Source organism: Marinobacter xestospongiae (assembly GCF_023156385.1).
Lineage (GTDB): Bacteria > Pseudomonadota > Gammaproteobacteria > Pseudomonadales > Oleiphilaceae > Marinobacter > Marinobacter xestospongiae.
The window spans coordinates 47602-65339 of sequence record NZ_JAKZAK010000008.1 but is presented as its reverse complement, the minus strand read 5'-3'; the positions used below and the strand labels follow the sequence as shown (position 1 = coordinate 65339).

The window sequence follows — 17738 nt, the reverse complement described above, 5'->3', positions numbered from 1 at the left end:
CAGGCCACCCAATGAGTAACTCGCCCACCATCGAACTCGCCATGGAACTGATTCGCCGCCGCTCCGTCACACCAGACGATGCCGGCTGCCAGGAACTGATGATGTCCCGTCTCGCGGCCCTGGGGTTCCAGGGAGAATCCCTGCGCTTTGGCGATACCGACAACCTGTGGGCTCGAAAGGGCCAGGACGGCCCGGTACTGGCCTTTGCCGGCCACACCGACGTGGTTCCCACCGGCCCGGAGAAGAACTGGGCGCTGCCGCCGTTCGACGCCACCCTTCGCGACGGCTTTCTGCACGGCCGCGGCGCGGCAGACATGAAGGGCAGCCTGGCGGCGTTTGTCACTGCCTGTGAGCGCTTCGTGGCTCGCTACCCTGAGCATCGCGGTTCAATCGCACTGCTGATTACCAGCGACGAGGAAGGCCCCGCCAAGGGCGGCACCGTTAAAGTGGTGGAAACGCTGGAGGCAAGGAACGAGAAGATCGACTGGTGTCTGATTGGCGAGCCCTCCAGCACCGAGCTGGTCGGCGACGTGATCAAAAACGGCCGTCGCGGCTCACTGCATGGCTACCTCACCGTACACGGGGTCCAGGGCCACGTGGCGTACCCGCACCTGGCAGAGAACCCGGTGCATACCGCCGCGCCGGCACTGACCGCGCTCAGCACCCAGCACTGGGACAGTGGTAACGAATTCTTCCCGCCCACCACCTTCCAGATCACCAAGATCGAGTCGGGAACCGGGAGCAACATCATTCCAGGTGAACTGCTGGTGCACTTCAACTTCCGCTACTGCACCGAGAACACGGCCGAATCCCTGGCTGAGCGGGTGTCCGAGATACTCGACGATCACAAGCTCAACTACGACCTGGAATGGAACCTCAGTGGCCGCCCCTTCCTCACGGATCGCGGCGCCCTGGTCAGTGCGACCCAGGACGCCATTCGCCAGGTCACCGGGCGCGAGACGGAACTGTCGACCTCCGGAGGCACCTCCGATGGCCGCTTCATCGCCCCGACCGGCGCCCAGGTGGTGGAACTCGGACCAATCAACGCCACCATCCACAAAGTGGATGAATGCGTGAAGGCCGAGGATCTCGACACCCTGTCCGATATCTACGAACAGATCCTGGTGCAGCTGCTGGCCTGATAGGCCACTGGCACCATCAGCAACCACTCAGGCTCAGTAATGGGGAGGGGGCGTCTCTTCCTCTTCCGGCTTGATGTTGGAAGGCGCCATCTCCTTGATCTGCTTGTGGAGGTGGCGTTTGGCGTCCCACAATTCCCGCAGCTCCAGCTCCTGCCGGGCTACTTGCTCGTTGAGGGTGTTGATGACGTCGTCCTGAAAGGCCAGCCGGGTTTCCAGCTCTTCCAGTCGGGTTTCCAGGGACTTCTCAGTCATGGCAGTGAGACTCCTCTGTTGTGGCTTCTCCGATGTAGCGTCCGCTTGGCCAGTACCCGCTGATATCTGTTATGATCGCGCTTTTGTCAGCCGGCACCGGTTTCTGGTAGCGGCTGTTGTTCACCGGTCGGTTATCCAAGTGTACGCGATTCCCGGCCTTGTTGGTTAGAGTTTGAAATTTTGAATAACGGAGAAACATCCCCCAATGCGTAGTCCAGCCAAAGCGATCCTCCTGGCCATCCTGATCGCCATCCCGGCCCCGTTCGTTCTCGCGTTCGCCCTGGTGACCTTTACCCCGGAACTGTTCCAGATCCTGTCCCAAACCGGCAGCTCAGAACTGGCCGGCAAACCCACCTTTGTACTGGGTAGTGCCCAGGGAATCGGCGCCTATGTGCTGACTCTGGTACTGTTCGCCCTGGCCGGTTTCCTTGCCATCACCTTCTCCCAGAAGCAGCCTCAGCGCCAGAGCCGTCAGCAGCCCCAGGCCGCGCGTCGCAGCGCGCCTCAGTCCCGCACGCAGGCGTCTGACGATGATGATGACGACAACGAGGGACCGGAAGGTGATGAAGAAGGTACCGTGAAGTGGTTCAACGTCAAGAAAGGCTTCGGCTTTATCGTGCGTGAAAGCGGTGACGAAGTGTTTGTGCACTTCCGCGCCATTCGCGGGCGTGGCCGTCGCGTCCTGCGTCAGGGCCAGGCAGTACGTTTCGATGTGGTGGAAGCGGATAAAGGCCTGCAGGCCGACAACGTCTCTATCCTCGAAGAGTAAGGCCGTCGGTCAGTGGTCGCCTCCCAGCGGCCACTGACCGTCAATCCCCTCAGTTCCAGGCCACCAGCTGCTCACCACGCTGATCCAGCCGCCACCATTTCTCATCCGCTACCGGATCACCTTCCTGCCAGCCGCCGGGGCTGCAACGAACTTCAACCTGGAGAGCCTCCCAGGCGCTGCGGGCGCAATCCAGATCGCTTGCCCACGGCAGCTCATTGCCTTCCAGCACCAGACAGGCGTAACGTCGCCCCATCGCACCAGGGTACAGGCTGATGCTCACCGGCTGCGCGTTGACCTTGCCCTGCCCTCTCAACATGGGCCGGTCAAGACTGGCGTCATCCAGCTCAAGCTCATCAAAGTGAGCCTGCAACCAGTGGCTGAGTTGCCCTGGCTCCAGGTCGCGTATGTAGATTTCAAGGTCTTGCACCCACCGTCTCCCTAAGTTGTGCTCTGCGCTGCCCACTCTGGTGAACCGGGCAGCCCATTGTTCTGGCTGCATAGTGACGCCTGGCGGGCAACGCTGCAACCCGGGACCAGGCATTCCGCTTGGTCGAGCCACTGCAGGCGCATCAGCTCCTGCTCAACGTCCTGCGGCCGGAGGTCATTAAACGCACCGACGTGAAGCTCTTCCTGCCAGCTCACTTCCGCCGCCGTCTGCTGCAGACAAAGCTGGTGCAGAACCCGTTCCAGCTCGGCCACCGGCTGTTGCCGGGCCAGGCCGATCAACAACCGCTGACGCAACAGCTGGACTTCGCCCGCCAGCCGTATGGCTTCGTCCCCTTGCCCCTGGTGGAACCGCAGAGCTTTGCGCACCACTGCTCGCTCCAGAATGGCCAGCGCCTTGCCCGGTGTATCAACCGGATCGGGCCAGGCGGCCACCACACGAGCCAGGGCATCAGACTCAATGCGGACCTGCCAGCGTTTCTCCAGGCAGGGCTGATGGGCATGCAGCACCGCCGTCAACTGGCCTCGCCCGGGCAGCGGAAACCGCAAGCGCTGCAGTGTGCGCCCAAGCTGGCATTCCAGAGCCCGAATGGCGCCCGACGCCTCCAGCTTGCAGCGACCGACCAGCAGTATCGGCCCGGCGTGCGCCCTCAGCCGGCGAGCCAGTTCCGACCCCTTACTGCCAAGCAGTTCGCACAGATCCCCCGGGGAGAGCTGATCCAGCACCAATACAGAGGAGCGGGCATAGTCGGCTGTCGCCACCGGTGTCTCCGCAGGCACACTCTGCCATGTCGAGCTGTCATCATCCTGCCACTGCAGCCACTCCAGACGCCGACCGGGAATCGGAGCCAGCCCGGCCAGCCAGGCACTCTTACCAATGCCAGCTGGGCCGCTGACCCACACCAGGGCCCGGTCCGACATCATCAGGGCAACCCGAACATCCTCTGCCAGGGCAAGCCAGTCCGGATCGGTGATCAATACCTTGGCGCCACAGGGGTGACCCGGGGAGTTATCGGCAGAGTCCGTATCCGAGGAGCCATCCGGCCACCGGGAAACCTGCTCCAACACCGCCACATAGGCTTTGTCCTGCAAGCGTTCGGCCGACACGGCGAGGGTTTCCAGCAATTGGGGCCAGTCCAGCCAGGGCCGGGGACTCTGCTCCCGGGTGAGAGCCAGCCAGTACTGCAATTGGGTGGATAGCTGACTGTTGCCGGCCAGTGAGGTTACGGTGGGCTGTTCACACTGGATGGTGCGAACCAGTTCGTCCTGGTCAACGCCGCGGGCCCGCAGAAAGCGTACCAGTGCAGGGGCGCTTTCCAGCAAAGCCAGGAGGAAATCCTCCACGGTAATGGCGCAGCCATGACGGCCGCGAACCTGCCGCAGGGCGACCTGAAGCGCCTGCTGGCAGACGGGAGTGAGGCATCCTTGCCAGTCTTCCATCGCAAACTCCTTTTTGCGTTGGGCCGTTCCGGAAAATGGAACGACCGCTAAGATTGTCGAGCCGCATCGTCCTGACACGGTTACACCCGGTTATAGGTATCCTCGAACCGGACAATGTCGTCTTCCCCAAGGTAGCTGCCGGTCTGCACTTCAATCAACTCCAGGGGGATCACACCCGGGTTGGTGAGCCGATGGGTCACGCCCAGGGGAATGTACGTGGACTGGTCTTCCGTCAGCAGCAGGGTCTCCTCACCACGGTGGACATTGGCGGTGCCTTTGACCACTACCCAATGCTCGGCGCGGTGGTGGTGCTTCTGCAGGGACAACGACGCCCCCGGGTTAACGGTAATGCGCTTGACCTGAAAACGATCGCCCTGAGCAACGCCTTCGTAGGTGCCCCATGGGCGGTGTACTTTCTTGTGGAAACGGTGTTCCAGGCGGCCACTGGCCTTGACCTTGGCCACCAGCTTTTTCACTTCCTGGACCCGGGAGCGATCCGCCACCAGCACCACGTCATCGGTTTCCACGATGACGTGGTCGTCCACCCCAAGGGCCGCAATCAGTCGGCTTTCGGAATGGATGTAAGAGCCGGAAACGTCCTCAGTGATCACGTCGCCACGGCAGACGTTGCCGTGTTCATCCTGTGGCTGGATTTCCCACAGCGCTGACCAGGAGCCCACGTCTGACCAGCCGGCATCCAGCGGCACCACCACCGCGTCTCGGGTTTTTTCCATCACCGCGTAATCGATGGAATCGTCAGGACAGGCCTCGAACGCTTCCCGCGCAACCCGGATGAAGTCCATATCGCCCTCTTTGCCGTCCCAGGCCTGACGGCAAGCCGCCAGCATCGCCGGCTGGTGTTCCGCCAGCTCCTCCAGGTAGCGGTCGGCCCGGAACAGGAACATGCCGCTGTTCCAGAGGTAGCCGCCTTCGTCCAGGTATTCCTGCGCCCTCGCTTCGTTGGGCTTCTCCACGAACGCCGCTACGTCGGCGTAGCCGCCCTGGTCCTTGCCGGCCTTGATGTAGCCATAGCCGGTATGGGGTGAGGACGGCACAATGCCGAAGGTCACCAGCTTGCCGGCACGCGCCGCTTCGGCACCCTTGTCGACCGCTTCACGGAACGCCTTCATGTCTTTCAGCACCTGGTCAGACGGCATCACCAGCAGCAGCTCATCAGACTCCGCGCCCGCCGCCAGTGCCGCCAGGGCGATGGCCGGTGCGGTGTTACGCCCTACCGGCTCCAGGATGATTCCCTCGGTACGCTGGCTGGCCTGGGCGTGAAGCTGGGCAGCCACCACGAAACGGTGGTCTTCATTGGTAATCGCCATAACGCGGGCGTTTTCGTCCAGCTGCAGACCCCGCTGAATGGTCTCGGCCAACAGCGTCTCGTCAGTGACAACCGGCAGGAACTGCTTGGGGTATGCTTCCCGGGACAGGGGCCAGAGGCGGGTGCCAGACCCGCCGGAGAGAATGACTGCTAACATACTGGTTTCCAGGCAATGAGAGTAAGGAATGATGGCCGGATTCTACGCAATCCGGCCAGGCTTGGCCATGCAGGCGCCGGCGACGCAGGCTACCAGCTGCCGGTGTTCTCCATACTGGCCCAGGGTTCAGCCGCCGGCAGCGGCTCCCCTTTCTGTAACAGTTCAATGGAAATGCCGTCCGGTGAGCGGACAAACGCCATGTGGCCATCCCGGGGCGGGCGGTTGATGATGACGCCATGGCGCTGAAGGTGCTCACACAGGGCATAGATATCGTCCACCCGGAACGCCAGATGACCGAAGTTACGGCCTCCGGTGTACTCCTCCGGGTCCCAGTTGTAGGTCAGCTCCAGCGTTGGCGCTTTCTCTTCCCGGGCCCGGGCTTCGTCGTCCGGGGCGGCCAGGAACACCAGGGTAAACCGGCCGCGGTCACTGTCTTTGCGGCTGATCTCGGTCAGTCCCAGCAGGTCACAATAAAAGTGCAGGGATTTGTCCAGGTCGTGGACCCGGACCATGGTGTGCAGGTATTGCATGACGAACTCCTTGGTTTCTTCCGCCAGTGTACACCGGGCCCGGGGGCGCTGAATGCGCAATTGTGGCTATCCCGGGATGTCTGGTTCATTCGCTGGCCTGCTGCGCCACCAGCTCCGCCAACAGTTCCCGGTAACGGGGCCCCAGATGAGACAGGCTCCATTGCCGGGGCTGCACCAGCGAGGCATTGGAGCCCAACAAGGCCGCGAGACAATGAGCTGCCGCCCGCGCCTCGGCGCCCTCATCGGTCGGGTGGCTGGGGTAACGCTGGTGTTCCGGCACGTACTCCGGATAGGCCAGCCGGTCCGGCGCCAGTGCCAGGCACCCGGAAGCCATCGCCTCCAGCATTGCCAGGCCCTGGAAATCGTGCAACGCCGTCGACACCACCACATCGGCACGGGCGAGTAGGGCGTCGTAACCGTCCCGATCCTCCAGGAACCCCCAGTGCTCCAGCCGATGCCCGAAGCGGCTGCGAATGGCCTCGAACTCCGGCGGCTGACTGCGGAAACGCTCCCCAACCACACTCAGCCGGAATCGCTGCCCCTGCGCCTCCAGCCGTTGTAAAAGAGCGAGCAGGCGCCCCGGGCCTTTGTCGTACTCCCAACGATGATTCCACAGCAGATGGGGCTCATCACGGTTATGGGGCTGCTGGCGGGACACGAACAGCCGGTCCTCCAGCGGCACCGGCAAGACCAGGGATTTGGCCCGGATCGAGTCCACCACGCCGGCCGGCACCGCATCCGGCAGCTTACGCAGCAGGGCGTCGACAGCAGTGAGGAAGCTCTGCCGGTTCCACTCACTGTTGAAGGCCACCCGATCGGCGGCGATGGCGCTGTATAGGTTGACCAGCTGCGGGTCGATGCTCTGGTGCTGGCCGGCGGACTCCGGGTAGGCAAACTGGTTCTCGTGCATGTACAGCAGGGTCGGCACCCTTGCCAGCTGAGGCTGGAGTCCTTTGAGAGTCGCCAGGTCCACCATTGAGGTGACCACCAACAGATCCCAGGGTCGCGACAGGGCTGGCTCCCGCAGCCAGCTCAGGGCATTGCCCCGGATACGCCAGCGGAAGAAACGTGGCGGCAGGGTTAGCACCTGCCAGTCGTAGGCGGGCTGGCAGGCCACCAACTGCTGCCGCCAGCGACGGTGGCTGCCCACATCGTAGGCCGACAGGATCAGCGCCCGCGGTCGTTCTGGGCCGTCAGGACAAGAGCTGTGAGAGTTGGAGCCGTATGACTCGGGGTCGTGAGAGTGAGGATCATCGCGCATAACGCGCTATGGTATCACTCCCGGTTGGACAGCCAGACCGCCTGGTAGGGTTTGAGGGTGATCTCGCCCCCCAGATCGTCGATGCGCTGGCCCGAGATCAGGTCCAGCCAGCGGTCGGTACCGATCAGGTTGATGTCGCTGAGTGCCACCTGGCGCACACTGTCGGTGACGTTGTAGATGCAGAAGATGGACTGGTCCCGCCGCAGACTCTGGCGCCAGAAGCCAAACACCTGCAACCCCAGATGCAGGGTGAACTGGGTGGCATTGGGGTGAAACGCTGGCTGCCGACGCCGTACTTCAATCAACCGCTTCAGCTCGCCAAACACCTGGCTGTGGTGACTGAGCGGATTCGCCAGAGCCTCCTGCAACCGATCCAGTGGCCACTGCGCCCGGTTGATGGAACGCAGCCGACCAGTGTGCTCCATCCGCGCATAGTCGTTCCCGGTGCCCACCAGGCTGTGAATGTACAACGCCGGAATGCCCTCCAGCGCCAGCATAATGACGTGGGCACAGAGGAATCGCTGCAACTGCCAGGCATCGCCCCCCTCACCCGCCACGGTGCCCTTCATGGCATCGTACAGCGCAATGTTGATCTCGTAGGCCTGCTGGCTGCCATCGGCCACCTGGCGGTAGGACACCTTGCCCCCGAAGCGCTCCATGGTGGCGATCAGTTGCTGCTTTTCGGTGTCGCTCAGCAGGCCGTCAGTGGGTCTCATGCCGATGCCGTCGTGGGAGGCAATGAAATTGAGGTAGGTGGTGCCCAGCTGGGCCGGGGGCATGCTCATCAGCCAGGTTTTCAGGTGGCGGCAGTTGCCGGTCACCAGAGTGTGGATCAGCAATGGCGGCAACGAGAAGTTGTAGATGACATGGGCTTCGTTGGCGTTGCCGAAGTAGGTCAGGTTCTCCCGGTTGGGCACGTTGGTTTCAGTGATCACCACCGCCGTCGGCGTGTGGTGCTCAATCAGCAGCCTCAGCACCTTGATCAGTTCGTGGGTCTGCTGGAGGTGGATACAACGGGTGCCCACCTCCTTCCACAGAAACGCCACCGCATCCAGCCGGAACCACAGAACGCCCCGCTCGAGGTAGTGGCGGATGATGCCAACAAACGCCAGCAGCACCTCCGGGTTGCGGAAGTTCAGATCCACCTGATCCTCGCTGAAAGTGCACCAGACATGGCGCTCGCCGTCGTCCGTCTGCACCGGGTTCAACAGCGGCGAGGTGCGGGGGCGCACCACCTGACTGACATCTGCGGCCGGATCGGCCTCGACAAAGTAATCCCGGCCCGGGTCCAGCCGCCGGCGGAAATTCTCAAACCAGCGGCTGCGGGCCGACATGTGATTGATCACCAGGTCCGCCATCAACCGAAACTCACGACCAATGGCCTCGATGTCACACCAGTCGCCGTGAGATTCGTTGACCGCCAGGTAATCCATCACCGCGAAGCCGTCATCCGAACTGTAGGGAAAGAACGGCAGTATGTGAACCGCCGACACGGAATCGGCCAACTGCTCCCGCAGGAACCGGCGCAACGTTGCCAATGGCTTTTCATCCTCGGCCTGAACGGTGTCCGCGTAGGTGATCAGCAGCACGTCGGCTTCGGTCCAGTTGTTCTGGTGGGCCGCTGGCGCCGGACTGTCCGGCGCCAGCCCCATGGTAGCGATCAGCCGATCCGCGAGGAACCCACTGTCCAGGTCCGGATAGATCAGCTCCAGCATTCCCATCAGTCGGTTACGAAGATCCTGCGCCATCAGCGCCCCTCCCCTTTGACGGTTATCACGACGGTTCGACAATCCCGGGCCGGTACTCCCGGTTATCGACTTCCACCGCGTCGTGCAGTGCTTCCATGATGTCGGGCAAGGCGCTCTTGACCCGGCTCCAGCTCGGGATGAACGGCGTATCCATCGGATTTTCCAGGAAGTAGGCACCGGCTTTCATGATGTTGCGGGCAAACAGCTCCACCGCCTTTTCTTCCTTGTGACGGTCCAGGCTCAGACCATTGATGACGGCGTCGTTCTGATAGGTCTCAATAAAATCCAGGGCGATGCGATAGTAGGTTGCCTTGATGGTGCGAAACTTCTCCTGGGAGAAGATCTCGCCATTGGTGGCCAGCTTACGGAACACCGCCTTGCTGATGTCGGTGCTCATCTTGGACAGGCCCCGGCTGGAGTCATGTTCCGACAGCTCCTGGTGTTTGTGGTCGTAGACATCGGCAATGTCCACCTGACACAAGCGGTTGGTGGAGTAGTTGCGTTTCATCTCCGACAGCACACCCACTTCCAGCCCCCAGTCACTGGGGATGCGCAGGTCATTGATCACATCGGTCCGTAATGAAAACTCCCCTGCCAACGGGTAGCGATAGCTGTCCAGGTAATCGAGAAAATCGCTGGGACCGCACACTTTCTTCAGCGCGCGGATCAGCGGCGTGACCAGCAGGCGGCTGACCCGGCCGTTCATCTTGCCGTCCGCCACCCGGGCGTAGTAGCCCTTACAGAACATGTAGTTGAAGTTTGGGTTGGCGACCGGGTAGATCAGTCGTGCCACCAGGTCCCGGGAATAGGTCAGGATGTCGCAGTCGTGCAGCGCCACCGATCTGGCCCGGTTGCAGGCCAGCACATAGCCGAAGCAGTACCAGACGTTGCGCCCTTTCCCCATCTCGGTGGGGGCCAGCCCCTGTTCCCGCAACAGCAGGTCCACCTGCCGCAGTCTCGGGCCGTCGTTCCACAACACCCGAACGTGCTGGGGCAGCTCGGAAAAATAGGCCATGGCGTGGCGATACTGCTCCTCATTGGCCCGGTCCAGCCCGATCACGATCTGGTCAAGGAACGGCACCTTCGCCAGTTCTGTTACGATGTGCTTCAACGCCGGACCTTCCAGTTCCGAGTACAGGCAAGGCAGCACCAGCGCCATGGGCCGGGACTGGCTGAAGGTCATCAACTCCGCCTCCAGCTCCTCCACCGGTCGCCGACACAGGTTGTGGAGCGTGGTTACGATACCGTTCTGATAAAAGTCGCCCATGGCGTACCTCCGTCGGGGTGCTTGTGGTTTTGCAGCGTGCAGGCAATCACTTCACACGCCGTATTCCATCAGAATGTTCAGGACACACTCGTTCCAGCCCGCAGGCCCCTTCTTGAGTGAACGCATGACGTGGCGATCCGACGGCAGCTGCAGTTGATCTGACCGCACGCCCTGAATGATTACCGGCACATCCACCGCCGCCAGCATGGCCTGGTCATTGGGGCCATCCCCCAGCGCGACCGTTACCCAATGCACCTCGGGCCAGGCCCGGCGATAGTGCTCAACCAGGTAGCGGACACCGTCCGCCTTGTCGAAGTCGCCCATGACGTGGTCAAAACGCCCGCCCGCCAACAGTCGTAAGCCCCGCTTCCGTAGCGCCTGGCGAAACCGCTCCCGCTCCTCGTCTGAGCCCAGCCACAGCAACGGTTCTGTGCCCTCGCGCTGGCGTGCCATGGCAGCGGCTTGCGGCGACAACCCGGTCAGCCCAGACAGTTCGTCATTCGACATGTCCGAGAAGCTGCGGAAGCGGTACCCCAGCGATCGCAGTTCGGCCAACACCGTCAGCAGCCCGGGGTGATCGTCAGCAAAGCAATGCGCCCGCTCCGGGCCGGGCCCCACGCTGTCGGCCGGGATCAGCACCATGGCACCGTTCTCAACAATGCAGGGCGTGTCCGCAGCCAGTTGGCTCCGTAACGCCGACACTTCCGCTGCGGTCTTGCTGGTGCTCAGGATCAACGGCACCCCGGAGGCCCGTAACCGAGCCAGCGCCGGCCTGGCCGGTGACCAGTCGTAGCTGTGGTGATCCAGCAGGGTGCCATCCAGGTCACTGAACAACAGAAGTCGGGTGTGCGTCATCGGCTTTCGCCCTCCTTTGGTGCAGCCGTCCAAGTCTGTGCAAGGGACCGCCCCGTTGTGAGTCATGGCAGCAGGCCTCCGCCTCCGCCATCACCTCCTAAGCTCGGTTGTGCAGAATTCGTACCACCGATGACGCTGGCAGGCGTGGCGGGAATTTGTTTGCCAGGGAACGGTCTGAGACACTGACGGGCTGGACGCCTCGTCCCCTCCATTCCCAGCCAACAGCGGAGACACGCCATCGCCATGGCCCCGGATGCTTTTCAGATCGAACATCGCTATCAGGAACTGCCCCCCTCGTTCTACACACGGGTTCAGCCCACGCCGCTGACGGACGCCCGCATGGTGTGCTTCAACCATGAACTGGCGGAACAGATGGGGATTCACACCGGCAATCCGGAGGACTGGACCGGCATTGGTGCAGGTACGGAACTGCTGGAAGGAATGGACCCGGTGGCGATGAAGTACACCGGCCACCAGTTCGGCATGTACAACCCGGACCTGGGGGATGGCCGGGGTTTGCTGCTCTGGGAGACAAGGGGCCCGGACGGCCAGCGCTGGGACTGGCACCTCAAGGGGGCCGGGATGACGCCCTACTCTCGGTTTGGCGACGGTCGCGCGGTTTTGCGCTCCACCATCCGGGAGTACCTGTGCAGTGAAGCCATGGCGGGGTTGGGCGTTCCCACCACCCGCGCCCTGTTCATGGTCAGCGCCCGTGACCCGGTACAGCGGGAATCCATTGAAACCGCCGCCACCCTGATGCGGGTAGCCCAGAGCCACCTGCGTTTTGGGCATTTCGAATACGCCGCCTACCACCAAGGCGAAGAGGCGGTGCGGTCACTGCTGGACCACACCATTGCGCTGCATTTCCACCACTTGCTGCACCAACCTGAGGAGGCTCGGTATCGGCTGTGGCTGGAAGAAGTGGTAACACGCACCGCCCGCCTGGTCGCGCGCTGGCAGGCGCTGGGGTTCTGTCACGGCGTGATGAACAGCGACAACATGTCGATTATCGGGGATACCTTCGATTACGGCCCCTACGCGTTCCTGGACGAGTTCGACGCCGGCCACATCTGCAACCACTCCGACCAGGGCGGCCGCTACGCCTACAACCGCCAGCCGCAGATCGGTTTCGTCAATTGCCAGTACCTCGCCCGGGCGTTGGCCCCGGTGATGGATGAGGACGATCTGAGACGAGCCCTGCGCCAGTACGAAACCAGCTACAACGACAGCTTCCTGGCAAACCTTCGCGACAAGCTCGGGCTGGCGCAACCGGAAGAGAACGACATTGAAGTGATCATGGACACCTTCAATCTGCTGCAGTCGCATCAGGTGGACCACACGCGCTTCTTCCGAGGCCTGTCCACCCTGCCGTCCCGTGGCGAGGCTCCAGTGCGGGACCTGTTTGTCGACCGCAAGGCTGCCGACCAGTGGCTGGCCCGTTACCAGACACGCCTGAAAAAAGAGACTCGCTCGGACGCCGAGCGGGAAGCCGCCATGTGCGCGGTGAACCCCAAGTACATCCTGCGCAACTACCTGGCCCAACTGGTGATCCAGGAGGCCCAGAATGGTGACTATGAGCCCATGCAGCAGCTACTCGACGTGCTTAAGCGGCCCTATGATGAACAACCGGAAAACGAAGCCTACGCGGCGCTGCCCCCGGATTGGGGCAAGCACCTGAACATCAGTTGCTCATCCTGAGCCAGTGCCCGGTCCGGTCAGCTCGCAGATACCTTGAATGCACCGACATGATGGTCCAGGGTCTGGGCCAGGGTAGTCAGTTGCTGGCTGGACAGTTCCAGTCGGTGGCTGGCGTCCAGCCCTTCCTGAATGGCCTGATTGACGGTCTCCATATTCTGGTTGACCTCATTCGCCACACTCGACTGCTCCTCGGTCGCCGTAGCAACCTGAGTGTTCATGTCCACGATGGACACCACCCGCGTCGCAATCGTTTCCAGCACCTGCAGGGCCTGCCGGGTGGATGCGGTTCCCTCGTCCGTCAGCGACTGACTGCTCTCCATGGCCACCACCGCATCCCGGGCTTCCTGCCTCAGTTGGTCGATCATGGTCTGGATTTCATCGGTGGACTGCGCCGATTTCTTGGCCAGCTCACGAACCTCGTCAGCCACCACCGCAAATCCCCGACCCGCGTCGCCAGCACGCGCAGCTTCAATCGCCGCGTTCAGGGCCAGCAGGTTGGTCTGATCGGAGATACCGCGGATGACATCCAGAATCGAGCCAATGGACTGGGTCCGGTCCGCCAGTACCGCGATCACTGAAGACATCGCGGTCATTTCGCCGGACAGTCGCTCAATGGTTGAAGCCGCACCCTGCAGCGTTCGGTGACCTGCCTGGGTCTCGCTATTGGCACCTTCCGCCGCCTCAGCCGCGCCTGCGGCATTGCGGGAGATCTCATTGATGGTGGCGCTCATCTCGTTCATTGAGGTGACCACCTGTAGGGTCTGATCGCTCTGCGCCTGACCACGGGCAAGGGCCTCCTGCGATTGCTGCTGGAGTTCGGTGGCCGCATCCGCCAGGCCGCGGCCGGTCTGCACAACCTGCGCCACGATGTCGTCAATCTTGCCCACAAAGGTGTTGAAGGCGGCGGAGATCTCCGCAATCTCATCGGTGCCCTTCACCGGCAGCCGGACAGTAAGATCGCCATCCCCCCGCGAGATGTCAGCAAGCGCCCGCTGCAACGCCGTCAACGGCTTGAATAGGCGTCCCAGCACCCACAGCAGCACGCCAGCACACAGCGCGAAGATCGCCACAATGGCCGCCAGTTGCGCCATGGCGATGCCCTTTGCCGCGTCACTGACCTCGGTAATCGGAATACCGACGTCGAAGGAGCCAAACAGCGCACCATCGACATGAATCGGCATCATGATGTCGTAAACCCAGACGTCCTGGATGTCGGCGTACCATTTCGAGTGCTGGGCCTGCCCCTCGCCGGCGCCGGCAATGGTGTAGCTGTCGTCGTAGGTCTTGCCCAGCTTGGCGGTATCACTGTGGGCGATGGCGGTGATGTTGCGGTCAATCACCACCGCGTAGCTGATGTCATCCCGACGCTTCAATGACTGCACAAAGGTCTGCAGATCCGCCTCTGGCTGGGACGAATTCTCCAGTATATAGCGCGCATGCTCGGCCAACTGCTCAGCCTGAGCCCGGGACTTCTTCAGGATGATCTGGTCGATTTCCTGATGGGAGATATAGGAGGTTGCGGAGATGCTCGCGATGGCCGCAATGGCAAACATCACACACACCACAATCAGTATGACTTTCTTCAAAACAGATGGCCTCGCCGTGATTTCACGAGGGCATGATATTGACCGACTGTTCAATCAACAACCGATCCTGGCTGCGGGTTGTACGGACGCCAGACACCGGGCTTACGCCGCCGAAGCGTAAGCCACAATCTCACAAAGCATCTCTTCCCGGGCCAGACCAGCAACAATCATGGCCGCACGATTTGGGTACGGCGCATCAAAGTACTCTCCGTAAACCCGGTTAAACACCGGCAGCTGCGACCGGTCTGTGACGTAAATCAGCACCTGGGTGACATCCGCCATGGTCAGGCCTGCTGCGGCAATCGTGTGCCGGAGGTTTTCCATGGTTTGCCGGGCCTGACTCTCGATGCCTCCGGTAACGACGTTGCCCTGCTGATCGATTGGTATCTGCGCCGTATAGAGTGTTCCGTTGGACACAACGGCCCATTCCAGTGGTGCCTTGGAGGCAAACAAATCGGTTTTGACTGCAGTTTTCATGACAGCTCCCTGAAAGACAGTTGAAGACTAGGTTTGCTCTGGATAAAAGGTGCTGCCCGGTTGGCAACAGCACCCAGAGAGGCATCGACGGTTAACTAGAGGCCCTGTTCCCGGGCCATACGGGCGGCAATCTGTGGCGCGGTCCAGAGTGACGGCAGCAACACCAGTGAGACCGGCACCGCGGTCACCACGATGAAGGACTGCAGGGCGGAAATGCCTCCAGAACCGATGTAGATCAGAATTGCCGCGGTAACGCCCATCATGATGCCCCAGAACACTCGCACACTGCTCTGTGGGTGGTCGTGGCCAGTCATCACCATGGAAACCGCGTAGGTCATGGAGTCACCGGTGGTCGCCACAAATATGGTGGTCAGAATAAGGAACAGCAAGGTGATCACAAAGCCCATGGGAAGCTGTTCGGTAATCGCCATCAGGGCCGCCGGGAGGTTGAAGCCGGTAAACGGTTCCGAGATGACACCCGGGGTCGCCAGCTCAAACGAGATACCTGCGCCACCCACAATGGTGAACCAGAAGCAGGTAATAACCGGCGCGACCACCGAAATCAGCATCACCATTTCACGAATCGTGCGACCACGGGAAATACGAGCTACAAACATCGCCATCAGCGGACCGTAGCCCAGGAACCATCCCCAGAAAAACACCGTCCACCAGTCCAGCCAGCCGGTATCAGCGCGGAAGGTGGCCATTGGGATAAACTCATTGAGGTAAAGCCCAAATGAATGCAGGAACCCATCTACGATAAAGGCGGTGGGTCCAAACAGCAGGATGAAGGCCATCAACAAGACGGCCAATACCACGTTCGCCCGACTTAACAGCTGGATCCCCCGGGTCACGCCACTGACAGCCGACAACGTATAAATACCAATCAGGCCGACCAGAATGGCCAACTGAGTGGCATAGGTATCCGGAATACCAAACAGCTTCTCCAGGCCAAAGCTGACCTGAAGGCCCAGAAATCCGATGGGCCCGACGGTCCCGGCCACCACCGCCAACACACAGCAGGAATCCACGATCACCCCCAGCGGTCCGGTCATAACCCGATCTCCCAAAACCGGATACAGCAGGGTCCTGGGCTTCAGCGGCAGGTTACGTTCATAGTGCAGGTACATGAAAACGATGCCAGTGAGGCTGCCAAGAATCGCCCACGCCAAAAACCCCCAGTGCATGAAACTCTGGGCCAGTGCGCTATAGGCCGCTTGCATGGTTCCAGCTTCGGCGCCATCAGCCGCAAACAGCGGAGGAGGGGAAGTGAAATGGGCCATCGGCTCTGCCGCCGCCCAAAACACACCGCCCCCGGCCAGCAGAGTACACATGATGATGGAGATCCACTTGAAGGTGGAAATGTCGGTTTCACGGGTACCACCGAGAACAACCGATCCGGTCCGTCCGACGGCCAACACGATTCCGATGATGAAGGTAAGCAGTAACAGGATCTGCCAGTAAGCACCAAAGAGCTTGGTAGAGGTGGCGAACGCCGTATTGACCGAGCTCGAGACCAGATCAATGTCATACAGCGCCAGCACCGCAAAAAGTATCAAGACGCCGCCGCTGATCAGAAAAACGGGTAGATCCACTCCACTGAGCAAAGACTTATCTGGCACGACATGCTCCCGACAATCCGCGGAGGCTTGGGTTGTTGTATTCATGGTAGTCTCCAGTTGGGCTTATGTACTTGTGATGTATTGGAGATCGGTCCCGTACCCGCGGAAACCCGCGGGCACCGGATCCTCAGAGAACCAGTTCCGGGAGAGTCTCAGCCCTGGGGTTGCAGAGCTTCGTCCAGAAAGGTCAGCCAGTTCAGTCCCATGATTTTGGCAACGTCTTCGTCACTGAAGCCGCGGACTTGCAGGCCAGCGGTGAGATTCGGGAAATCCCTGCTATCGCGGAACCACCGCAGCGGGCGGGGCCAGTCAGCATTGGACTTGGAGCCTTCCCCGTAATCTTTTTCTTTCGACCAGCGCCCGTTACGCATCCATTCGAGCACCGACAGCGGCTGGTCCTGACACAGGTCGGTACCAATTCCAATCCGGTCCACCCCCATCAGATCCGCCGTGCTGGCAACCATGTCGCAGAAGGTCTCAAGAGTGCAGTCAGAGCCGTTTTTGAGGTGGAATGGATACAGACTGAACCCCAAAAGACCACCAGACTCGGCCAAGGCTTTCAGGACATGGTCAGACTTGTTCCGCTTGGCAGCGTGGAAGCTGCTGGGGTTGGCGTGGGAAATCACAATCGGCCGCTCGGACAGCGCAATGGCATCGAGGGTACTGCGCTCACCGCTGTGACTCATATCCACAACCATTCCCACCCGATTCATTTCCCGAATTACCTGCTTGCCAAAGCGGGTAACGCCACTGTCCTCCGTTTCATAACAACCGCATGCCAGCAGACTCTGGTTGTTGTAGGTAAGCTGCATGATCATCAGGTTGAGTTCCCTCATAACCTCTACCATGCCGATGTCGTCTTCAATCGGAGAACAGTTCTGGGCACCGAATAGAATGCCCACCTTGCCCAACGCTTTGGCCAGGCGGATATCCGCTGCCGACTTTACCGGCATGATCAGGTCCGCGTTGGTCTCAAAGAGTCGATTCCACTCAGCAATCCTCAGTAGGGTCTCGCGTATCTGCTCGTGGTAGACGATGGTGACGTGAACCATCGTGACGCCACCCTGACGCAGTTGCTCGAAGATCTCGCGGTTCCAGTTGGAGTACTGGAGTCCATCGATCACGATCAGGTCTTTGTGCAGTTCCTGGTTCATGGCAGCACC

The 17738-nt window shown here is 61.2% G+C and carries 16 protein-coding genes; 3 read left to right on the top strand and 13 right to left on the bottom strand.

What is annotated here, in order from left to right; translation table 11 throughout:
- Nucleotides 1–11: 11 nt before the first annotated feature.
- Nucleotides 12–1142: a succinyl-diaminopimelate desuccinylase gene (gene dapE, locus MLD24_RS07670; RefSeq protein WP_248165869.1), complete on the top strand. Its 1131-nt coding sequence runs from the start codon at nt 12–14 to the stop codon at nt 1140–1142.
- A 33-nt stretch (nt 1143–1175) separates the two neighbouring features.
- Here the strand turns inward: dapE and MLD24_RS07665 are convergent, their stop codons facing one another.
- Complete coding sequence (locus tag MLD24_RS07665) at nt 1176–1394, bottom strand: SlyX family protein (protein ID WP_248165867.1); 219 nt, start codon at nt 1392–1394, stop codon at nt 1176–1178.
- Nucleotides 1395–1599: 205 nt separating this feature from the next.
- Here MLD24_RS07665 and MLD24_RS21545 point away from each other — a divergent pair, with 205 nt between their 5' ends.
- Nucleotides 1600–2163 carry a cold-shock protein gene (locus MLD24_RS21545; RefSeq protein ID WP_282450525.1) on the top strand — a complete coding sequence of 188 codons (564 nt, stop codon included), beginning with the start codon at nt 1600–1602 and terminating at the stop codon, nt 2161–2163.
- Between the two features lie 49 nt (nt 2164–2212).
- Here the strand turns inward: MLD24_RS21545 and MLD24_RS07655 are convergent, their stop codons facing one another.
- The 8 genes from MLD24_RS07655 to MLD24_RS07620 all read right to left on the bottom strand — a co-directional run bounded on the left by MLD24_RS07655 (nt 2213) and on the right by MLD24_RS07620 (nt 11192).
- Nucleotides 2213–2590, bottom strand: coding sequence for a hypothetical protein (locus MLD24_RS07655; protein WP_248165865.1), 378 nt, complete (start codon nt 2588–2590; stop codon nt 2213–2215).
- A gap of 11 nt (nt 2591–2601) precedes the next feature.
- The gene (locus MLD24_RS07650) at nt 2602–4047 is read right to left on the bottom strand and encodes a hypothetical protein (protein ID WP_248165863.1); all 1446 of its coding nucleotides are present in this window, start codon (nt 4045–4047) and stop codon (nt 2602–2604) included.
- An 80-nt stretch (nt 4048–4127) separates the two neighbouring features.
- Complete coding sequence (locus MLD24_RS07645) at nt 4128–5531, bottom strand: mannose-1-phosphate guanylyltransferase/mannose-6-phosphate isomerase (RefSeq protein ID WP_248165855.1); 1404 nt, start codon at nt 5529–5531, stop codon at nt 4128–4130.
- A gap of 89 nt (nt 5532–5620) precedes the next feature.
- Nucleotides 5621–6061 carry a lactoylglutathione lyase gene (gloA, locus tag MLD24_RS07640; RefSeq protein WP_248165853.1) on the bottom strand — a complete coding sequence of 147 codons (441 nt, stop codon included), beginning with the start codon at nt 6059–6061 and terminating at the stop codon, nt 5621–5623.
- Nucleotides 6062–6146: 85 nt separating this feature from the next.
- Nucleotides 6147–7322: a tRNA-queuosine alpha-mannosyltransferase domain-containing protein gene (locus tag MLD24_RS07635; RefSeq protein ID WP_248165851.1), complete on the bottom strand. Its 1176-nt coding sequence runs from the start codon at nt 7320–7322 to the stop codon at nt 6147–6149.
- Between the two features lie 14 nt (nt 7323–7336).
- Nucleotides 7337–9070 carry an alpha-amylase family glycosyl hydrolase gene (locus MLD24_RS07630; protein WP_248165849.1) on the bottom strand — a complete coding sequence of 578 codons (1734 nt, stop codon included), beginning with the start codon at nt 9068–9070 and terminating at the stop codon, nt 7337–7339.
- Between the two features lie 25 nt (nt 9071–9095).
- Nucleotides 9096–10337: a glycosyltransferase family protein gene (locus MLD24_RS07625; RefSeq protein ID WP_248165840.1), complete on the bottom strand. Its 1242-nt coding sequence runs from the start codon at nt 10335–10337 to the stop codon at nt 9096–9098.
- A gap of 51 nt (nt 10338–10388) precedes the next feature.
- On the bottom strand, nt 10389–11192 hold the full coding sequence (locus MLD24_RS07620) for an HAD-IIB family hydrolase (RefSeq protein WP_248165838.1): 804 nt from the start codon (nt 11190–11192) through the stop codon (nt 10389–10391).
- Between the two features lie 243 nt (nt 11193–11435).
- Here MLD24_RS07620 and MLD24_RS07615 point away from each other — a divergent pair, with 243 nt between their 5' ends.
- On the top strand, nt 11436–12890 hold the full coding sequence (locus tag MLD24_RS07615; protein ID WP_248165836.1) for a protein adenylyltransferase SelO: 1455 nt from the start codon (nt 11436–11438) through the stop codon (nt 12888–12890).
- 17 nt (nt 12891–12907) lie between these two features.
- Here MLD24_RS07615 and MLD24_RS07610 read toward each other — a convergent pair whose 3' ends face one another.
- The 4 genes from MLD24_RS07610 to MLD24_RS07595 all read right to left on the bottom strand — a co-directional run bounded on the left by MLD24_RS07610 (nt 12908) and on the right by MLD24_RS07595 (nt 17729).
- Nucleotides 12908–14476, bottom strand: coding sequence for a methyl-accepting chemotaxis protein (locus tag MLD24_RS07610; RefSeq protein ID WP_248165834.1), 1569 nt, complete (start codon nt 14474–14476; stop codon nt 12908–12910).
- 102 nt (nt 14477–14578) lie between these two features.
- Nucleotides 14579–14953 carry a RidA family protein gene (locus tag MLD24_RS07605; RefSeq protein WP_248165832.1) on the bottom strand — a complete coding sequence of 125 codons (375 nt, stop codon included), beginning with the start codon at nt 14951–14953 and terminating at the stop codon, nt 14579–14581.
- Nucleotides 14954–15048: 95 nt separating this feature from the next.
- Nucleotides 15049–16620, bottom strand: coding sequence for a BCCT family transporter (locus tag MLD24_RS07600; RefSeq protein ID WP_425562301.1), 1572 nt, complete (start codon nt 16618–16620; stop codon nt 15049–15051).
- A gap of 107 nt (nt 16621–16727) precedes the next feature.
- The gene (locus tag MLD24_RS07595) at nt 16728–17729 is read right to left on the bottom strand and encodes a dipeptidase (RefSeq protein ID WP_425562302.1); all 1002 of its coding nucleotides are present in this window, start codon (nt 17727–17729) and stop codon (nt 16728–16730) included.
- Between the last annotated feature and the right edge of the window lie 9 nt (nt 17730–17738).